15 protein-coding genes are annotated in these 18,956 nt (G+C 73.8%); 4 read left to right on the top strand and 11 right to left on the bottom strand.

Annotated elements, in window-relative coordinates; translation table 11 throughout:
- Positions 1-6: 6 nt before the first annotated feature.
- Positions 7-1,257, top strand: coding sequence for a protein kinase (locus J5Y04_RS14615; RefSeq protein WP_307853115.1), 1,251 nt, complete (start codon positions 7-9; stop codon positions 1,255-1,257).
- Positions 1,254-1,781 (top strand): RNA polymerase sigma factor, encoded by a 528-nt coding sequence (locus tag J5Y04_RS14610; protein ID WP_307853114.1) that lies wholly within the window; start codon positions 1,254-1,256, stop codon positions 1,779-1,781. The genes J5Y04_RS14615 and J5Y04_RS14610 overlap by 4 nt, the downstream gene beginning before the upstream one ends.
- Before the next feature lie 87 nt (positions 1,782-1,868).
- Here the strand turns inward: J5Y04_RS14610 and J5Y04_RS14605 are convergent, their stop codons facing one another.
- From J5Y04_RS14605 to asnB, 8 genes are all read right to left on the bottom strand, one after another.
- A complete protein-coding gene (locus J5Y04_RS14605; protein ID WP_209412433.1) occupies positions 1,869-2,864 on the bottom strand; it encodes a 2-hydroxyacid dehydrogenase in 996 nt (331 codons plus the stop codon).
- Between the two features lie 121 nt (positions 2,865-2,985).
- The gene (locus J5Y04_RS14600) at positions 2,986-4,011 is read right to left on the bottom strand and encodes a 6-phosphofructokinase (RefSeq protein ID WP_209412432.1); all 1,026 of its coding nucleotides are present in this window, start codon (positions 4,009-4,011) and stop codon (positions 2,986-2,988) included.
- A 363-nt stretch (positions 4,012-4,374) separates the two neighbouring features.
- Entirely contained in the window at positions 4,375-5,103 is a 729-nt protein-coding gene (locus J5Y04_RS14595) for a type 1 glutamine amidotransferase (protein WP_148641312.1), read from the bottom strand.
- A 43-nt stretch (positions 5,104-5,146) separates the two neighbouring features.
- Entirely contained in the window at positions 5,147-6,409 is a 1,263-nt protein-coding gene (locus J5Y04_RS14590; RefSeq protein WP_209412431.1) for a MurT ligase domain-containing protein, read from the bottom strand.
- A gap of 318 nt (positions 6,410-6,727) precedes the next feature.
- Positions 6,728-8,182, bottom strand: a complete 1,455-nt coding sequence (locus J5Y04_RS14585) for a GNAT family N-acetyltransferase (RefSeq protein ID WP_209412430.1) — start codon at positions 8,180-8,182, stop codon at positions 6,728-6,730.
- Between the two features lie 77 nt (positions 8,183-8,259).
- Entirely contained in the window at positions 8,260-9,681 is a 1,422-nt protein-coding gene (locus J5Y04_RS14580; RefSeq protein WP_209412429.1) for an aspartate aminotransferase family protein, read from the bottom strand.
- A 140-nt stretch (positions 9,682-9,821) separates the two neighbouring features.
- Entirely contained in the window at positions 9,822-10,949 is a 1,128-nt protein-coding gene (locus J5Y04_RS14575; protein ID WP_209412428.1) for a hypothetical protein, read from the bottom strand.
- Between the two features lie 214 nt (positions 10,950-11,163).
- Positions 11,164-13,014, bottom strand: a complete 1,851-nt coding sequence (gene asnB, locus J5Y04_RS14570) for an asparagine synthase (glutamine-hydrolyzing) (protein ID WP_209412427.1) — start codon at positions 13,012-13,014, stop codon at positions 11,164-11,166.
- Between the two features lie 237 nt (positions 13,015-13,251).
- Here asnB and J5Y04_RS14565 point away from each other — a divergent pair, with 237 nt between their 5' ends.
- Entirely contained in the window at positions 13,252-13,554 is a 303-nt protein-coding gene (locus tag J5Y04_RS14565; protein WP_307853113.1) for a hypothetical protein, read from the top strand.
- A 56-nt stretch (positions 13,555-13,610) separates the two neighbouring features.
- Positions 13,611-15,437, top strand: a complete 1,827-nt coding sequence (gene glmS / locus J5Y04_RS14560; RefSeq protein WP_209412426.1) for a glutamine--fructose-6-phosphate transaminase (isomerizing) — start codon at positions 13,611-13,613, stop codon at positions 15,435-15,437.
- 108 nt (positions 15,438-15,545) lie between these two features.
- Here the strand turns inward: glmS and J5Y04_RS14555 are convergent, their stop codons facing one another.
- From J5Y04_RS14555 to J5Y04_RS14545, 3 genes are read right to left on the bottom strand one after another with little or no spacing between them, the layout of a single operon-like run.
- Positions 15,546-15,770, bottom strand: coding sequence for a hypothetical protein (locus J5Y04_RS14555; RefSeq protein ID WP_148641305.1), 225 nt, complete (start codon positions 15,768-15,770; stop codon positions 15,546-15,548).
- 26 nt (positions 15,771-15,796) lie between these two features.
- On the bottom strand, positions 15,797-17,443 hold the full coding sequence (locus J5Y04_RS14550) for an amidohydrolase (protein WP_209412425.1): 1,647 nt from the start codon (positions 17,441-17,443) through the stop codon (positions 15,797-15,799).
- On the bottom strand, positions 17,440-18,882 hold the full coding sequence (locus J5Y04_RS14545) for an APC family permease (RefSeq protein WP_209412424.1): 1,443 nt from the start codon (positions 18,880-18,882) through the stop codon (positions 17,440-17,442). The genes J5Y04_RS14550 and J5Y04_RS14545 overlap by 4 nt, the downstream gene beginning before the upstream one ends.
- Between the last annotated feature and the right edge of the window lie 74 nt (positions 18,883-18,956).

The following is an 18,956-nucleotide window of genomic DNA, read 5'->3' as shown; positions in this document are numbered from 1 at the left end:
TGCCCCGTGGAAACGCTTTACGTCGGCCAGCGGAGCCGGGCCGTCATTTCCTGCGCGGTGTCGGGCGGGGTCGACCCGCAGGTGCTCACCGCGGCCTTCGCGGACCTGACCGCCCAGCACCCGCCACTGCGCTGCCGCATCGCACGCGAGGACGCCGGATTCGTCCTCCAGGAGCTCGACACCCCGCCGCGCCTGGTGGTGCGGGAGGGCGCCGACGACGGCTACGGCGACGAACTCAACGCCCCGCTGCCGGTGGGCGGGCCGCTGGTCCGCGCCACGCTGCTGCGCGGCGCCGGTACCGACACCCTGGTGCTGGTCATCGACCACGCCATCACCGACGGCCACAGCGCCATCGCACTGCACCACGCGCTCTGGGAGCGCTACGCGCAGCTGCTCGCCGCACCCGGCACGGCCCCGGAGCCGTGGCGCACCGACTGGCCGGCGCCGCTGACCGAGCAACTACCGCCCTGCCCCGAGGAGGAGGTCGCCCGGTACTTCGACCGCCGCGTGGCCGCCGCCCGGGCCCGCCCGGTCGAGCTGGTGCCCTACGACGCCGCGGGCGGGGCCGAGGGCGGCCGGATCGAGGTTGCCCGACTGCGGCTGAGCGCCGAACGGACCGCCCAACTGCGCATCGCGGCAGCCGCGTTCGGGGTCTCGGTACAGGGACTGATCGCCGGCGCCCTGCTGCTCGCCGCCCGGCGGCGGCTGCCCGGTGAGGGTTCGCGGACGCTCGGCTGCCTGTCGCCCGTCGACGTGCGCTCCCGGATGACGCCCCCGGTGCCGCGCGAGCTGATGATCGCCGCCGTCACCTCCAACGTCCAGGCGCTCGACGTCGCCCCGGATAGCGAGCCGATGGCGCTGGCCCGCACGGTGACCGGCGGGCTGCGCCAGGCCCTGGTGGCCGGCGAACCGCTGCTCGAGGTGCGCATCATGCCCCGGGTGGCGGAGTTCCCGCCGCTGATGGCCGGCACGGTGATCGCCACCAACATGGGAGCCGTCGCGGCCCCGCCGCTGCCCGAGGGGCTGGAGCTGCTCGACGTGCGGCTGGTGCCGGCGCGGGAGCAGTACTTCCCGCAGGCCGGGCGCAGCCCGCTGATGGCCTGTGTGACCACCTTCGACGGGCGCCTCGCGGTGGAGTTCCCGTACTGGACCGAGTGCTTCAGCGCCCCCTTCATGGCGCTCCTGCGGGACGACGTGCAGTCCACGCTCCTGGACCTCGCCGCGCTCGGCGGGCCGACCGGGAGCGCCGCGTCGTGACGGCGGTCGACACGAGCCCGGCCGCGACCGCGGCGCCGCTGCTCGCGCGGGCGCAGGCCGGCGACCGGCAGGCGCTCAACGACCTGCTGGCCCACATCGCGCCCTACGTCTCCCGGGTGTGCACGCCGATCGCCCGGCGGCACGGCCCGGACGCCGTCCAGGAGGCCCTGCTCGCGGTCTACCGCGGTGTGCACGGCCTGCGGGACACCGGGGCGTTCTACGGCTGGGTGCGCGCCATCGCCGTCCGCGAGGCGGTGCGCGCCGCCCGGCTCTCGGTGGACTCCACCGCGGACGCGCTCCCCGAGGTCACCCAGGACGCGAACCCGCTGGACGTCGTGCACATCGACGACATCCTGGACCGCCTCTCCCGTCAGCACCAACAGGTGCTCTCGCTCAGGGTGTTGGGCCTGAGCGAGGAGGAGATCGCGCATGCCCTGCAGCTCCCGGTCGGCACCGTCCGCTCCCGCCTGCACCGGGCCCGGCGCCGCTTCCGCCAGCACTGGAACGCCACGCCGATCTGCTGACCCGGCTCCCGGCGGGCGTCCTTCGCCCGCTGCGGCCCGCGGGCCGCACGGCCCGTGCACGCCGGGAGGGTCCGGCCCGTTGCGGGGTCAGGTCCTCGGTACCAGGGTGTTCTCGTTGGTGCGCCCGGCGCTGAAGTCCTCGATGTTGCGGGCGGTGGCGTCGATGATCTGGCCGACGGCGGTGCGGGTGAAGTAGGCCTGGTGCGAGGTGACCAGGACGTGGGGGAAGGTGACCAGGCGGGCGAGGGTGTCGTCGCTGATGCCCTCGACGGAGCGGTCGTAGAAGAAGACGCCGGTCTCCTCCTCGTAGACGTCGAGGCCGACGCCGGAGAGCCGTCCGGCGCGCAGGGTCTCGACCAGGGCGGCGGTGTCGACGAGGCCGCCGCGGCTGGAGTTGACCAGGATCGCGTCGTCCTTCATCCGGGCCAGCGCGGCGGCGTCGATCAGGTGGTGGGTGGCGGGCAGCAGGGGGACGTGCAGGCTGATCAGGTCGGCGCGGGCGAGGAGGTCGGGCAACTCGGTGTAGGTCATGCCGAGTTCGCGGCAGGCGGGGTTCTCGGCGATGTCCCAGCCGAGCAGCTCGGTGCCGAAGCCGTGGGCGATCCGGGCGAAGCACTCGCCGATCTTGCCGGTGCCGATCACGCCGACCGTCATGCCGTGGACGTCGCGGCCGAGCAGGCCGTCGAGGCGGAAGTCGAACTCCCGGCAGCGCAGGGCGGCCCGGGTGAGCCGGCGGTTGACGGCCAGGGCCAGCGCCCACGCGTGCTCGGCGACCGCGTAGGGGCTGTAGTGGGAGACCCGGGCCACCGTGAGGCCGAGTTCGGCGGCGGCCTCCAGGTCGATGTTGTTGAATCCGGTCGAGCGCTGGGCGATCAGCTTGGTGCCGCCGGCCGCGAGGAGGGTGAGGGTGCCGGCGTCCAGGACGTCGTTGACGCTGCTGCTGATGCCCGGGTAGCCGGCGGCCAGCGGAGCGGTGTCCCGGTTGAGGAAGACGCTCAGGCAGCGCAGTTCGTGCCGGCCCGTGAACGCCTGCTCCAACAGGGGCCGCTCGTCGGCCTGAACGCCGTACGCGAGGATCTCCATCGGCTGCATCCTTCCCGTGGTGGTCTGCTCCACCGGCCACGCTAGCCCGCGGCTGCGTGCGGCGTGCGGGAACGACACCGGCCCCGGGCGGATGCCCGGGGCCGGTGGGGGTGGGGGAGGGTCAGAGGACCGTCTCCGCCTCCAGGTAGCGATCCTGCGGCACGGTCTTCAGCTCGGCGACGGCCTCGCCCAGCGGCACCAGGTTGATGTTGGTGCCCTGCAGCGCGGTGATGTGGCCGAAGGCGCCCTTGTGGACGGCCTCCACGGCGTGCCAGCCGAACCGGGTGGCCAGCACCCGGTCGTACGCGGTCGGGGTGCCGCCGCGCTGGGTGTGGCCGAGGATCACCGGGCGGGCCTCCTTGCCGAGGCGGTGCTCCAGCTCGCGGGAGAGCTGGGTGGCGATGCCGGTGAACCGCTCGTGACCGTAGATGTCCTTGCTGCCCTCTTCCCAGTGCATGGTGCCGGCCTCGGGCTTGGCACCCTCGGCGCAGACCACGATCGCGAACTTCTTCTGCCGGTCGAAGCGCTCGCGGACGACGGCGGTCAGCTTGTCGATGTGGAAGGGGCGCTCCGGGACGACGATCGCGTGGGCGCCGGCGGCCATGCCCGCGTTGAGCGCGATCCAGCCCGTGTGGCGGCCCATGACCTCGACGACCATGACGCGCTGGTGCGACTCGGCGGTGGTCTTCAGCCGGTCCAGGGCCTCGGTGGCGACCGAGACGGCGGTGTCGAAGCCGAAGGTGACGTCGGTGCACGCGATGTCGTTGTCGATCGTCTTCGGCACGCCGACGATCGGCAGGCCGGCGTCGCTCATCAGCTTGGCGGCCTTGAGGGTGCCCTCGCCGCCGATCGGGATGACGGCGTCCAGGCCGAGGTCCGCGCAGTACCGCTTGGCGCGTTCGACGCCGTCGCGCAGGTGGCTCGGCTGCACCCGGGAGGAGCCGAGAATGGTGCCACCCTGGGCCAGGATGCCGCTCACCGAGTCCAGGGTGAGGGGGCGGTGCACGCCCTCCAGGAAACCGCGCCAGCCGTCCTCGAACCCGATGATCTCGTCACCGTGGTCGACCACCCCCCGGTGGACCACGGAGCGGATCACCGCGTTCAGGCCGGGGCAGTCACCGCCGCTGGTCAGCACTCCAATACGCATTGCTTTGCAACTCCCGAGCAGAACCGAGGAACGGCCGGACTACAGGCTGGGACGACGAACCGTCACCGTAGCGGCCCCGTTCCACGCCGTGATGGCGGGGAGATGACCGTGGGGTGAAGGACCGGCCGATCCGGACAGAACATCCGAAACCGGCCGCGAAGTCGAGCATACGGCCCCTGCGTCCGGCCGGGCAGGAGCCGACGCGGGAGCGGCGCCGTCGGCGCCCCCGCGCGGAAGTGCAGCCTGCTGCCGAGGAGGGTGTGCAGCCGGCAACCCCATTGTCGTACGTCCGGGCCCGTCCGTGGACCGGGTGACCGCATCGCGGGCACCCGGTCGGGGCGGACCGGCGCACGACGGCGTGTATTACGCGGGGCGCGAAGTGGCCGCGATGCGCTCGGCGCGCAGCGCGTCGTACCAGGTGGTGTCGGCCGGCGGCAGGGCGTTGACGTCCAGTGCCAGCTTGATGAGCATGTCCGCCACGGCGGGGTTGCGGGCCATCACCGGCCCGTGCAGGTAGGTGCCGAAGACGGTGTCCCGCCAGGCGCCCTCGGTGCCGTCCCCGGTGCCGTTGCCCCGGCCCGCGGTGACGGTGGCCAGCGGCTGGACGCCCTGGCCGAGGTGGGTCACGCCCTGGTGGTTCTCGAACCCGGTCAGCTGCGGCAGGCCGAGCCGCGGGTCGACGTCGGCCAGCACGTCGCCGACGCACCGGGCGCCCTCGCCGCGGGCGGTCCAGACGTCGAGCAGGCCGAGGCCCGGCTCGCGCTCGCCGAGGTCGTTGATGAACTCGTGACCGAGGATCTGGTAGCCGGCGCAGACGGCGAAGATGATCGCGCCGTTCTCGGCGGCCCGCACCAGGCCGCTGTCGTTGCGCAGCCGCTCGGCGGCCAGTCGCTGCGGGCGGTCCTCGCCGCCGCCGATCAGGTAGATGTCCCCGCTGGTGGGTACCGCCTGGTCGGAGCGGACGTCGATCCGGGTCACGTTGAGGTGGCGCTGGCGGGCCCGGCGCTCCACGACCAGGGCGTTGCCCCGGTCGCCGTAGGTGCTGAGCAGGTCCGGGTAGACCCAGACCACGCGCAGGCTGCTCTCACTCATCCTCGAAGGCCTTCCATCGTGAAGTGGGCTGCTGGGCCGGGCATCAGCCGGCCACGACCTTCCGCAGCTGCTGGAAGGCGGTGTAGTTGGCGATCGCCTCGATCCGGCCGGGCGGGGCCATCCGGACGGCCTGCTCCAGCGACTCCACCACGTGGAACTGCAGCCCGGCGACCTCCAGACGGACGGCCAGGTCCAGCTTGCGCTGGCCCATCACGAAGACGGGGTGCCCGGCGAGGCGCTCGTAGTCGACGTCCCAGAGCCAGGAGGTGTCGGTGCCGTCGGCGTCGAGCGCGTTGACGGAGAGGATGACCGGCGCGGGCGGGCCGTCGATCAGCGAGAAGGTCTCCAGCCAGCCGGCCGGGTTCTTGGCCAGCAGCAGCCTTATGTCGCGGCCCTGGTACTGCACCACGTCGTAGCGGCCGGCCACGGCCGTGACCGACTGCATCCGCTCCAGCGCGACCTGCGGGGCGACGCCGAAGACGGCGGCGACGGCGGCGGAGCTGGTGGCGTTGGCCAGGTTGGCCCGGCCGGGCAGCTGGAGCCGGATCGGCCAGGCGCCGCGCTGCGGGTCGATCACGTGGGTGCCCTGGAGAGCCCAGTGCGGGTTGGGACGGCGGAAGCCGCACTCCTGGCAGAACCAGTCCTCGCCGGGGCGCTGCATCACGCCGCCGCACGCGGGGCAGGACCAGGCGTCCTCCTTCCAGGCCTGGCCGGCGGCCACCCAGACCACCTTCTTGCAGGAGGAGGCGGCCCAGGTCACCAGCGGGTCGTCGGCGTTGGCGATGACCACGGCCTCGGTGTCCTGGAGGCCCTCGCGCCACTTCTCGGCCATCATCCGGGTCTCGGCGGCGCGGTCGAGCTGGTCGCGGGAGAGGTTGAGCAGGGCGATCGCCTTCGGGCGGGTGTCGCGGGCGACCCCGGCCAGGTACTTCTCGTCCACCTCGATGACGCCGAAGCGGGCCTCCGAGCCACCGGCCAGGGCGGAGGTGATGCCGGCCGGCATGTTGGCGCCCAGGGCGTTGGAGACCACCGGGCCGGCGGCGCGCAGCGCCTCGGCGATCAGCCGGGTGGTCGTGGTCTTGCCGTTGGTGGCGCTGACCAGCACGACGTCCAGGTGGTCGGCGAGCGTGGCGAGCAGGTCGGGGTCGAGCTTGAGGGCGACCTTGCCGCCGATCACCGAGCCGCTTCCGCGGCCGGCCTTACGGGACACGGCGGCGGCCACCTTGCCGGCCGTGACCGCGATCTTGGCGCGGGCCGGCAGCGAGGCGTCGCGTGCGCCTGTGGGCTCCGATTCGGTGCCTGCCATGCTCAGTGGTTCCTCCTTGCTGCGGCACCGCCCGGGGCCGGATAACGAGCCGTTGGGCGGCGGGGACGGGGCCAGCCTACCGACTCCGCCACCCGGCTCGGCGATCCGGACCCCGTGCCGCCTGCTCCGGAGGCCCTGCCGGGGCCGTCGGCGGGCCCCTGACGCGGCGTCAGCAAAGACGGTGTACGGACGGGCCTTTCGCCGCTGGGGACGCCGTTCCGGGCTCCTGCGGTCCCCGCGGGCCGGGGCGCGGCGGGGCCGGACGGCGCGGTCGCCGTCCGGCCCGGGGTGTCCCGTGAGGATGTGGTGAAGAAACGACTACCGGCCCGGCCGGGTCGGCCAGGGCACGGGCAGCTCCTCGGCCGCCTCGGCCAGGTGCGCCGTGATCACCAGGGTGCCCTCCTCCACCTGGTAGTCCAGCGGGGCGGCCAGCTTCCGCATGGTGGCGATCAGTCCGGTGTTGGAGGACTGCGTGACGGCGTACACCGTCTCCACGCCCGCCTCCAGGGCCAGCGCCGCCATCCGCCGCATGAGGTCCAGGCCCAGCCCGCGCCGCTGCCAGGCGTCCTCGACCAGCACCGCGACCTCGGCGCCGTCGCCGTCCCACATCAGGTGCCCGAGGGCGACGATCCGCCCGTCCGCCGCCTCCACCGCGAGGGCCTGGCCGTGCCGGGCGTCCAGCAGGTGGTCCAGGTAGCGGTCGGCGTCCCGGACCGGGCCGTGGTAGCGCTTGCGCAGGGTGTCGGAGGAGCAGCGGTGGTGCATGGCCAGCGCCGCGTCCTTGTCGCCGGCGTCCGCGCGCCGCACGGTCAGGTCGGCCCCGGCGGGCTGGGCCAGCCGGGCCCGGACGTCCGGGACCCGCGGGCCGAGCAGGGTGTCCAGCTCGACCAGGGCCTGCGCCCGGGCGAACTCGGTCGGGGTGAACGGCAGCTGCGGGCGGCTGAGCTCGATCAGGTCGCCGGACGGCACCGGCAGGCGCATCACGTGGCCGTCCACGCCGGCGCCGTCGCGCCCGGCCGCACCCGGGTACTGCCGGATGGTGCACTGCCCGAAGAGCTGGCGCAGCGCGATCGGCAGCTCGGCGGCGTCCAGCGCGGTGCGGGTCGCCAGCGCCAGCACGTGGGTGGGCACGTCGACCAGGTCGTGCGCGTCGGCCGGGGCGCTCCAGATGTCGTGCCCGCCGGCGGCGGCCACCAGTGCGGCCAGGTCCGCCCGGGTCAGCGACCGCGGCGCGCGGACGAAGAACTCGTCCACGGTGCCGGTGGGCAGCGGGTGCGACTGCATCGAGACGATGTTGACCTGCCGCTGCGCGAAGGCCGTGCAGACCCGGGCCAGGCTGCCGGGGGAGTCCTGCACCGTGGTGCGCACCCGCCAGAGCGCGGTCTGCTCGAAGTCGTGCAGCGGCCCCTTCAACGGCTCCCCCGACACTCCCGGCTCTCCCGACACCCCCCGCGCCCCCGGCGCGGCCGGGGGTGCGGGCGCGTCCGGGGCCGGCGGCCCGTGCAGCTGGTGGCGGTGTGACCACCAGGTGTGGAAGAGCGCCGTGGCCACCAGGGCGACAGCGGAGGTGGCCAGCACCACCGGGCCGTCCGGGCCGTGCACCACGACCTTGGCCACCAGGTCGGCCGCGGTCACCGAGAGGAAGACCGCGGCGAGCTCGACGGTGTCGCGGCGCCAGCGGTGGGTGCGGGCGCCGCGCCGCTGGGCACGGGAGGGGGTCGGCGTCGAGGAGGCGGTCGGTTCGGTCGTCGTCAGCTGCTCCGTGTGCTCCATGCCGTCAAATCTGCCGCTCCGGTGTTTCGCGATCACGAATCCTCCGTGACCTGTCGGTTAATGTCTCCGGGCCCCGGTTAAGGCAGCTCGCGGGCGGCGGCCTTCACCTCGGCCAGCAGCAGTTCGAGGTCGGCCTCGGTGGTGGCGGCGTTGAGCAGGCAGGCGCGCAGCATCTCGCGGCCGTCCAGCCGGGCCCCGGTGACGAAGACCCGGCCGCGCCGCTGCACCGCCACCGGCAGCTCCCGGTTGACGGCGTCGAGGGCGGTCTCGTCCAGCCCGGCGGCGCGGTGACGGAACGCCACGATCGATGTCTGCACCTCGGCGAGGAGCTCCAACTCATCGTCCTTCTCGATGAGTTCGCCGAGCCTGCGGGCCAGGGCGGTGCACCGGGCGATGTCCCGGGAGAGGCCGTCGCGGCCGCGGTGGGCGATGGTGGCCCACACCTTGAGGGCGCGGAACGGGCGGGTCTGCTCGGTGCCGTACTCGGAGAACCAGCCGAGCGCGCCGGCCGCCTCGTCGCGAAGGTAGGAGGGGACGAGGCTGAAGGTCCCGCGCAGCTCCCCGGTGTCGCGGACCAGTGCGCAGCCGCAGTCCACCGGCACGCCGAGCCACTTGTGCGGGTCGAGGGCGAGCGAGTCGGCCCGCTCCATCCCGGCGTAGCGGTGCGCGATCGCCGGGTCCAGCACGCCGAAGGCCCCGTACGCGCCGTCCACGTGCAGCCAGAGCCGCTGCTCGGCGCAGAGGTCGGCGACCGGGTGGAAGGCGTCCACCGCGCCGGTGCCGACGGTGCCGGCCGAGGCGACCACCAGGAACGGCAGCAGTCCGGCGGCCCGGTCGCGCCCGATGGCGGCCCGCAGGTCGTCGACGTCGAGCAGGCCGTCTGGGCCGGTGGCGACGGTGCGCAGGTGCCTGCTGCCCAGTCCCAGCAGTTCGGCCGCCTTGCGGACGCAGGAGTGCGTCTCGCCGGTGACGTAGCCGACCAGTGGCGGCATCCCGGCGAGGCCGTCCTCGCGGACGTCCCACCCGGCCTCGCGGGCGGCCCGGTTGCGGGCGGCGGCCAGGCAGACGATGGTCGCCATCGAGGTGCCCGAGGTGAGCAGCCCGCCGCCGGCCGGGTGCGGGAAGCCGACGAGCTCGGCGATCCAGCGGACCACCGCCCGTTCCAGGTGGACGTCGGCGTGGTCGCCGCCGGCCGAGCTGGGGTTCATCGCGGAGGCGGCCAGCGTGGCGAGGACACCGGCCGGCGCGGGTGCGGAGTTCACCCAGCCGAAGAAGCGCGGGTTGCCGTTGCCCATCGGGTGCGGCAGGACGTCCCGGCCGATCGCGCCGAGCAGCTCGGTCAGCGGGCGGCCGGCGGCCGGCAGCGGCGCGTCCAGCAGGGCCCGGCGGGCTTCGTCGTCCATCGGCTGCCAGACCGGGCGGGCGGGCAGTTCGGCGAGGTAGTCGCTGACCAGGTCGGCGGCGGTGTGCGCGGCGGCGCGGAAGTCCTCGGAGGTCACGGCGGCTCCAGGTGGTGCGGGTCCTGGTGGCGCGGCGTCCTCGGCGCACCCGGGTCGGCCCGATCCTACGGAACCGGGCCCGCGCCGTGCGGCGCGGGCCCGGTGGGCGGGACGTGGCCCGGGGGCCGGGGCGGGGGCGGTCAGTCGAGCGAGGCGGAGAGCCCGCTCGCCGAGCGGCAGTAGCCCTGCATCTCCTTGTTGGTGATCTTGGCGCAGAGCCGTCCGGCCGCACCGGCGTCCGTGTAGTTCACCGTGTAGTAGCTGACCAGGCCCTCGGCGCAGGCCTTGCGCTGCCAGCCGTCGGCGGCGGTGGCGCACTGCTGGGCGGCCCAGTCCTCGCGGTCCAGGTTGTACTTCATGGTCCGCGAGCCGACGCCCCGGCTGCAGTCCACCGCGCCGCCGGAGGCCTTGCCGGCCAGGCACCACTTGAGCGCGTCGCCGTACACCTCGGGGTGGTTCGGGTAGTCGTGCGAGGAGAGGTAGAAGGTCGGCGCGTAGAAGTAGCAGGCGGACTGGAACAGCGCCGGCTGGTCCTTGCACGGGTAGAGCGGGTCCTGGGCGAGCTTGTCGGCGGGCAGGTTGGCCTTCGCCGTCTCGTCCTCCTCGTCCGGCCCGAAGAGCTGCATGAACAGGCCCTCGGAGCAGCGGATCCGGTTCTGGTCGGTGGTGAACTTGTTGCACAGGTCGCGGGCCTTGGCCACGTCCTGCTTGGCGACGAACATCGTGCCGTGGCCGACGCCGTGGATGCAGGGGCCGCTGTTCTTGGGTGCGCAGAGCTTCAGCAGGTCCACCTCGGGCTGGGTGGAGGCGTTCAGCATCTCCTCGACCGCGCCGTGCAGGTAGCCGGCCGCACACGTCTCGTGCGGGAAGGAGATGACCTTCTGGAAGTCGGCGTTGTACCGCTTGACCGCCTGGTGCCCGAGCTCGTGCGCGATCGGGTGGCAGAACCGGACGGTGTACGGCTTCTCCTTGGTGATCTTGTCGAGGTCGGCCAGCGCGACGCCGGGGTCGGTGGCCTCCATCTCGGCCATCATCTTGTTCCGCAGCGTCGAACGCGTCCAGACCGCGGGGTCACCGGTCGGGGTGGCCGCCGCCCCGGAGGCCTGGACGGCGCCGGCCCCCGGTGCCCCCGAGCCCGCCGCACCGGGGGCGGCCGACGCGGCCGCCTGGGTGCCGGTGGCGGGCGTCCAGTCGGTGACGGCCACCGATCCGAGGCCCAGGACCCCCAGCAGCAGAGCGGTGAGAATCGCGAAAGCTCGCGGTTGCATGACGGAGATCCCCCGGCGGATCGAGACGGACGGTTCGCTCCCCATCCTGACGGCACGCGGCTGCGAATCCGCGTTATCGGCCGCCATTCGGGAGGTGTCGGCGACGCTACCGCACGCCGCGCCCGCCCAACGAAGCGGGATGGCCGGGGGTCGCCACCCGGACGGCGCCGCGCCGTCCGGGGCCCGCGCCGCGCCGTCCGGGGGTGACGGCCGTTCAGAGTTCCAGCGAGACCCGGTACTCGGTCAGCCAGGTGTTGAGGTCCAGCGCCAGGTCGACCCCGAGGCGCACGGACTGCGGGTCGGTGTCCGGGGCGAGCGCGTCGACGAGCGCCCGGCGGTCCAGCAGCGGCAGGACGGGGGCGCCCGGGTCGGCGGCCACCTCGGCCAGCTCGGCCCGCAGCAGCGCCGGGTAGCGCGGGTCCTGGACGACGGGGTACGGGCTCTTCAGCCGGTCCGCGACCGCCGCCGGGAGGACGTCCCGGACGGCGGCGCGCAGCAGGCTCTTCTCCCGGCCGTCGAAGCTCTTCATCGCCCACGGGGTGTTGAAGACGTACTGGACCAGCCGGTGGTCGCAGAACGGCACCCGGACCTCGAGGCCGTTGGCCATGCTCATCCGGTCCTTGCGGTCCAGCAGGATGCCGACGAAGCGGGTGAGGTTGAGGTACGAGATCTCCCGCATCCGCCGCTCCACCGGGTCGGCGTCCGGCAGGTGCGGGACCTCGGCCAGCGCCTCGCGGTAGCGGGCCCGCCGGTACTCGTGCACGTCGAGCTTGCCGACCAGGCCCCGGTCCAGCAGCTGCTCGCGCGGCCCGGTGCCCGTGCCGCCCAGCTGGGCCACCGCACCCGCCCAGGGGAAGTCGTTGGCGGCGACCAGCTGCGGGTCGTGGAACCAGCGGTAGCCGCCGAACAGCTCGTCCGCCGACTCGCCCGACAGCGCCACCGTCGAGTGCCGCCGCACGCCGCGGAAGAGCAGCAGCAGCGAGATGTCCATGTCGCCGAAGCCGCCCGGCGCGTCCCGGGCGCGCAGCACGGTGGCGCGCTGCGCCGGGTCGCTGAGCGCGGCGCTGTCCAGCTCGACGACGCTGTGGTCGGCGCCGACGTGCTCGGCCAGCAGCCGGGCGTACGGGCCGTCCGGGGTGGAGCGGACCTCGTCGGCCTGGAAGTGCTCGCTCTGGCCGGTGAAGTCGACCGCGAAGGAGCGGATGGGGCCGGCCCCGGCGGCGCGCAGCTGCCTGGCGGCGAGCGCGGTGACGGCGCTGGAGTCGAGCCCGCCGGAGAGCAGCGAGCAGAGCGGTACGTCCGACTCCAGCTGGCGGTGGACGATGTCGTCGAGCAGGGCCCGCACGGTGGCCACGGTGGCCTCCAGGTCGTGGGTGTGCTCGCGGGCCTCCAGCGCCCAGTAGCGGCGGATCGAGACGCCCTCGCGGCGGACCCGGACCACGTGGCCGGGCGGCACCTCGACGACGCCCCGGTAGATCGAGCGCCCCGGGGTCTTGGTGACGGCGAACAGCTCGCGCAACCCGTCGAGGTCGACCACCGGCCGGACGTCGGGGTGGGCGAGCACGGCCTTCGCCTCGGAGCCGAAGACCACGCCGTGCCGGCTGCGGTGGTAGTGCAGCGGCTTGACGCCCATCCGGTCCCGGACCAGCAGCAGCTCCTCGCTGCGGGCGTCCCAGACGGCGAAGGCGAACATCCCGTTCAGCCGCTCGGCGAGGCCCTCGCCCCACTCCAGGTAGGCGTGCAGCACCACCTCGGTGTCGCTGCGGGTGCGGAAGCGGTGGCCGGCCGCGGTCAGTTCGGCGCGCAGCTCGCGGTGGTTGTACACCTCCCCGCTGTAGGTGAGGGCGGCCAGCACCCGGCCGTCGTGCTCCACCGTCATGGGCTGGGTGCCGCCCGCGATGTCGATCACGGCCAGGCGGCGGTGGCCGAGCGCGGCGTGCCGCTCCAGGTGGACCCCGCCGGCGTCAGGGCCGCGGCAGAGCTGGGTGGCCGTCATCGCGTCGAGCACAGGGCGTTCGGTGGTGAGGTCGCGGTCGAAGGCGACCCATCCGGTGATCCCGCACATCAGCAAGCCTCCGGTCTTCCGACACGCATCTCCGATGCGTGTGCGGAGAATCACGCTACGTGGCGATCCGGTGCCGCTTCAAGGGTGTGTCGACAAGGCGATGAACGTACTCCGCGCCCGCCGGGGCGGGCGGGTCGGGCGTCCGGCGGCGATCCTTGGGCCGAAAGCCTCGGGATCTGCCCGAATTCGGGCAGGATCTTTGATCTTCCCGGTCCGTCCGGCCTAGGCTCCTCACTCGTGTCCAGCTCACCCGGCGTCCCGCACCCCCACTCCTCGCACCACCCTCACGAGGAGCTGCTCGCCCACCTCACCCGGACCAGCCCGCTCGGGCCCCGGGAGGCGGCGCGGGTGGTCGCGGAGGTCCTGGCGTACTTCTCCGAGACGACCGAGGAGTACGTCCGCCGCCGCCACGGCGAGCTCCAGGCGCGCGGCCTGACCAACGAGCGGATCTTCGCCCGGCTCGCCGAGGAGCTTCCCGCCCGCCGGGTCGCGGCCCCCGGGCTCTCGGCCCGGCAACTGCGCCGGATCGTCTACGGCTGAGCACCGACCCCTGCTCGGCGAAGCCGCCCCCTCTGTCATTCGAAGGAGTCACCCAGATGTGCGGAATCGTGGCCTACATCGGCCCCAAGGACGCGACCCCCTTCCTGCTGGAGGGCCTGGCCCGGCTGGAGTACCGCGGCTACGACTCGGCCGGCGTGGCCGTCAGCGGCCGCACCGGCGGGCTGAAGGTCCGCAAGGTCAAGGGCCGGGTCGCCGACCTCGCCGCCGCCGTGCCCGCCCGGTTCAAGGGCACCACCGGCATCGGCCACACCCGCTGGGCCACCCACGGCGTGCCGAGCGACGCCAACGCCCACCCGCACCTGGACAACGCCGAGCGGATCGCCGTCGTCCACAACGGCATCATCGAGAACGCCGACGAGCTGCGCGCCCGCCTCACCGCCGAGGGCGCCGTCTTCCGCTCCGAGACCGACACCGAGGTGCTCGCCCACCTGATCGCCGCGCACGCCGCGGAGGGCGTCGAACTGGAGGAGGCCGTCCGCGCCGCGCTCGGCAAGGTGGTCGGCACCTACGGCATCGCCGTGCTCGACGCCGAGCAGCCCGACCGGATCGTCGTCGCCCGCAACGGCAGCCCGATCGTGCTCGGCATCGGCGAGAAGGAGATGTTCGCCGCCTCCGACGTCTCGGCGCTCGTCCGCTACACCCGCCAGGTCGTCCACCTGGAGGACGGCGAGCTGGCCACCGTCCGCGCCGACGGGTTCCGCACCTTCACCGAGGACGCCCGCACCACCCACCGCCAGCCGTCCACCGTGGACTGGGAGATCGACTCCTACGACACCGGCGGCTACGAGCACTTCCTGCTCAAGGAGATCCACGAGCAGCCCGGCTCGGTCGAGCGCACCCTCAGCGGCCGGCTCGACGAGCGGTTCAACACCGCCCACCTCGGCGGCCTCAACCTGGACGCCCGCGAGCTGCGCGAGATCCGCCGGGTCAAGATCCTCGGCTGCGGCTCCGCGTACTACGCCGGCGAGATGGGCGCCCAGCTGATCGAGGAGCTGGCCCGGATCCCCGCGCACAGCGAGCCCGCCTCCGAGTTCCGCTACCGCAACCCGGTGATCGAGGCGGACACCCTCTACGTCGCGGTCAGCCAGTCCGGCGAGACCTACGACACCCTGGCGGCCGTCCAGGAGATCAAGCGCAAGGGCGGGCGGGTGCTCGGTGTCGTCAACACCGTCGGCAGCGCCATCGCCCGGGAGTGCGACGGCGGCATCTACCTGCACGCCGGGCCCGAGATCTCGGTCGCCTCCACCAAGGCGTTCACCTCCACGGTCGTCGCCTTCGCGCTGCTCGCCCTGCACTTCGGCCGCATCCACGACCTCTCGCCCGCCGACGGCCGCCGCATCGTGGCCGGCCTCAAGGCGCTGCCCGGCCAGATCCGGGAGATCCTCGCCCAGAGCGACGCCATCGCCGAGCTGGCCGCCGAGTACGCCGAGTCCGAGGGCATGATGTTCATCGGCCGGGTCCGCGGCTTCCCGGTGGCCCGCGAGGGCGCGCAGAAGCTCAAGGAGATCTCCTACGTCCACGCCGAGGCCTACCCCGCCAGCGAGCTCAAGCACGGCCCGCTCGCGCTGATCAGCCCCGAGCTGCCGACCGTCGCCCTGGTGCCCGACGACGAGCTGCTGGACAAGAACCTCACCACCCTCGGCGAGATCAAGGCCCGCTCCGGCCGGGTGGTGGCCGTGGCCCACCGCCGGCCCGAGGCCAAGCTCGCGGACCACTGCATCCTGGTCCCGAAGAGCGAGCCCGAGCTCGACCCGCTGCTCCTCAACATCCCGCTCCAGCTGCTCGCCTACCACGCCGCCGTGGCGCTCAAGCGCGACGTCGACAAGCCGCGCAACCTGGCCAAGAGCGTCACGGTCGAGTAGCGGGCCGGGGCCGGACGTGCGCAGGCCCGCCGGGCTGCTGGGGCCGGGCGGGCCTGCGGGGTACCGGGCTACCGGCGGGGCCGGTGGCGTCGGAGCGGATGGGGGACGTTACAGCAGGTAGAGCTTGGCGAAGGGTGCAGTGATCCTCTTCTCCTGCGAGCCGAAGTCGACGAGGATCGCGGTGGCTCCGTCCTCGACGGCGACGACACGGCCGAGGCCGTACTCGTCGTGGGAGACGCGGTCGTCGAGGGCGAAGTGCTTGGGCGGTGGTGGCACCTTCGCGCGGAAGGGGCTGGTGGGCAGATGGCGCCTGGGCACGGGCTGGTTCGTCATTGCTGCCAGTATGCGCCCCTCCGGGCTCAGCCGGCCCGGTGGACCACCTCGCCGCCGACCACGGTGAGGTCGGCCCGGGCGTCAAGGAGGGCCTTCGGCTCCAGTGCGAAGAGGTCGTCCGAGAAGAGGACGAGGTCGCCCAGCTTGCCGGGGGTGATCGATCCCAGGCGGTCCTCCAGGAAGTTCGCGTGCGCGCTGCCGAGGGTGTAGCCGCGCAGGGCGGCGGCCAGCGTGACGGTCTCGTCGGGCATCCACGCCTCGCCGCCGGCCAGGCCCTGGCGGGTCACGGCGGTGTAGAGGCCGACCAGCGGGTCCATCTCGGCGACGTTCCAGTCGCTGGAGAAGGCCAGCACCGCGCCGGCGTCCCGGAGGCTGCGCATCGGCCAGGCCTTGGACCAGCGGTGCTCGCCGACCGCCTCGGCCCAGTCCTTGCCCGGGCCGGCGATGTCCGGGGAGCAGTGCCGGGGCTGCATGCAGGCGACCACGCCCAGCTCGGCGAAGCGCGGCACGTCGGCCGGGTCGAGGCACTCGACGTGCACCACCTGGTGGCGGGCGTCACGGGGGCCGTTGACCCGGCGGGCGTGCTCGACCGCGTCCAGCACGGTGCGGATTCCGCGGTCGCCGGTGGCGTGCACGAAGGCCTGGAAGCCGGCCGCGTCGAGGCGGGCCAGCACCTCGGCGAACTCCTCGGCCGGGTAGAAGGTCTCGCCCCGGTGGCTGTGGTGGCCCGCGTAGGGCTCCAGCAGCGCGGCCGTGTGCGGCTCAACGACGTCGTCGATGTACAGCTTCAGCGGGCCGACCCGGAACCGCTCGCCGTCGTGCCGGCGCGCCGCCGCCGCGAACTCGGCGAGCTCCGCGTCGGTGGTGCCCCGGGGGTGGAAGAGCGCGGCGACCAGGCGGGACCGGAGCCGGCCCTCGGCGATCGCCCGCTCGTACAGGGCCAGGTCGTCGAGGGAGTTCTGCGGTTCGACGACGGTGGTGATGCCGTAGCGGGCGGCCAGGTCGAGGCTGGCGGCGAGCCGGCCGTACTGGCGGTCGGGGTGGGCCCACGGGACGCCGGCGGCGCGCAGCGCGCGGTGGCCGTCGCGGGAGAGGCCGCGGACCGCGAAGTCGGTGAGGAAGCCGGTCGGCTCGCCGGTGGCCGGGTCCTTCTGCACCGTGCCGAAGGCGAGCTCGCGGGTGTCCGCGGTGATGCCGAGGCGCCGCAGGGCCGCGGTGTTCAGCCAGGCGGTGTGCACGTCGTAGCTGAGCACGAAAGCGGGCCGGCCGCCGGTGTACGGGTCCAGGTCGGCGGCGGTGGGCATCCGGCCGCCGGGGATCGCGGTGTAGTCGAAGGCCTCGGCCTCGATCCAGTCCGCCCCCGGGTTGCGGCGCAGCCAGTCGGCGATCCGGCGGCCGATCCCGGGCAGGTCGCCGGCGCCGGCGAGCTGGACGCAGGCGGAGTCGGAGCCGAGCCGGACGTGGTTGTGGCTGTCCACGATGCCGGGCACCAGCAGCCGGCCGCGGGCGTCCACCACCTCGGTGGCGGGGCCGGCCAGGTCGCGCCAGCCGTCGCCGTCGCCGACCCAGACGATCCGCCCGTCGCGCACGGCGACCGCCTCGGCGCGGGGGCGCCGGTCGTCGACGGTGTGGACGTGGGCGTTGTGGACGATCAGTTCGGCGGGGTGGTTCACGGGGTCTCCGAGGTGGCGGCGTAGGCGGAGGGGGCGGCGGTCGCGGAGGAGGCGTCCGCGGGGCCGGCCTGGTCGGCGGGGAGGCTGAGCACCCAGTGGGTGGCGCTGCGCGGGCGCAGGTAGAGGAACCAGTAGAGGACGCCGACGACCAGGACGGCGAGGGTGATCAGCAGGTCGCGCCCGGCCTGCTGGGTGAGCGTGTAGCCGAGGACCACGGTGGTGATCACCGGCGCGACGGGCCAGAGCGGCATCCGCCAGGCGTCGGTGGCGCGGTGGCGGCCCCGCCGGGCGGCCAGGGCGGCGACGCCGAGCAGCAGGTAGATCACCGCGACGACCACGCCGGTGAAGCCCAGCAGCGCGTCGATCGGCACGGTCAGCGCGAGGACGGCGCCGGGCAGGCCGATCGCCAGGGTGGCCACCCAGGGGGAGCCCCAGCGGGGGTGCAGGGTGCCCAGGGCGCGGTTCACCGGGCCGGGCCACGTCCGGTCACGGGCCGACGCGTACAGCACCCGGCCGTTCTGGATCACCATCACGATGACGGCGTTGAGGATGGCGGCGGCGATGCAGAGGCTGACGAACGTGCCGATGGCGCTGCCGGCCCAGTCGTCGACGATGGCGACCAGGTCCCCCGCGGCGAGCTGGTCCGGGGAGCTGACACCCAGGCAGATCGCGATCACCGGGAGGGTGATGACGAGGACCCCGGCCAGCAGGGACCAGAGTACCGTCCGGGCGACCGAGCGGCGCGGGTCGCGCAGGTCCTCGGACAGGTAGACGGCCGTCCCGAAGCCGTTGTAGGTGAAGATCGCGACGGCCAGGCCCGAGATCAGCAGCCCCGCGGTGAACGGGCTGGTGCCGCCCTGCCCGTCCGGGACGACCGCGTGCACCAGGGTCGAGGCCGGCTGGTGGACGTGGGTCAGGCCGAGGACGGTGACGACGCCGGCGGCGAGGACCTCCAGGCCCAGGAAGACGCCGGTGATCAGGGCGTTCGACTTGATGTCGAGGACGCCGACCGCGACGGCGAGGGCCATCACCGCGCCGCCGGCGACCGCCGGGTCCAGCGACAGCACCGAGCCCAGGTAGCCGGCGGTGCCCAGCGCGATGATCGGCGGGATCACCAGCAGCGAGACGATCGAGATCACGAACACCAGCCAGCCGGCCAGCCGGCCCAGCACCTGGCCCACGATCGAGTACTCGCCGCCGGCGCTGGGCACCAGCGTGCCGAGCTCGGCGTAGCAGAGGCCCACCCCGAGCGAGAGCACGGCGGCCACCAGCAGGCTGAGCACCGCGCCGCTGCCCTGCGACTGGAGCAGCGGGGGCACGACGATGAAGAGCGAGGACGCGGGCGTGACGCAGGACAGGGTCAGCAGGACCCCGCCGAACACGCCCAGGGAGCGCGGCAGCGCCTCGACCTGCGGCGGTGGGGGAGGAGAAGACGTCATCGGGGGACCGGATCTCTCGCGGGGGAAGGTGTCCGGCCATTGAAGGCGTGCGAAAAGAACGCGTCAAGAGTGGT

The sequence above is a fragment of the Kitasatospora sp. RG8 genome (assembly GCF_017813315.1).
Lineage (GTDB): Bacteria > Actinomycetota > Actinomycetes > Streptomycetales > Streptomycetaceae > Kitasatospora.
This window is presented reverse-complemented; position numbering and strand designations above follow the sequence as displayed.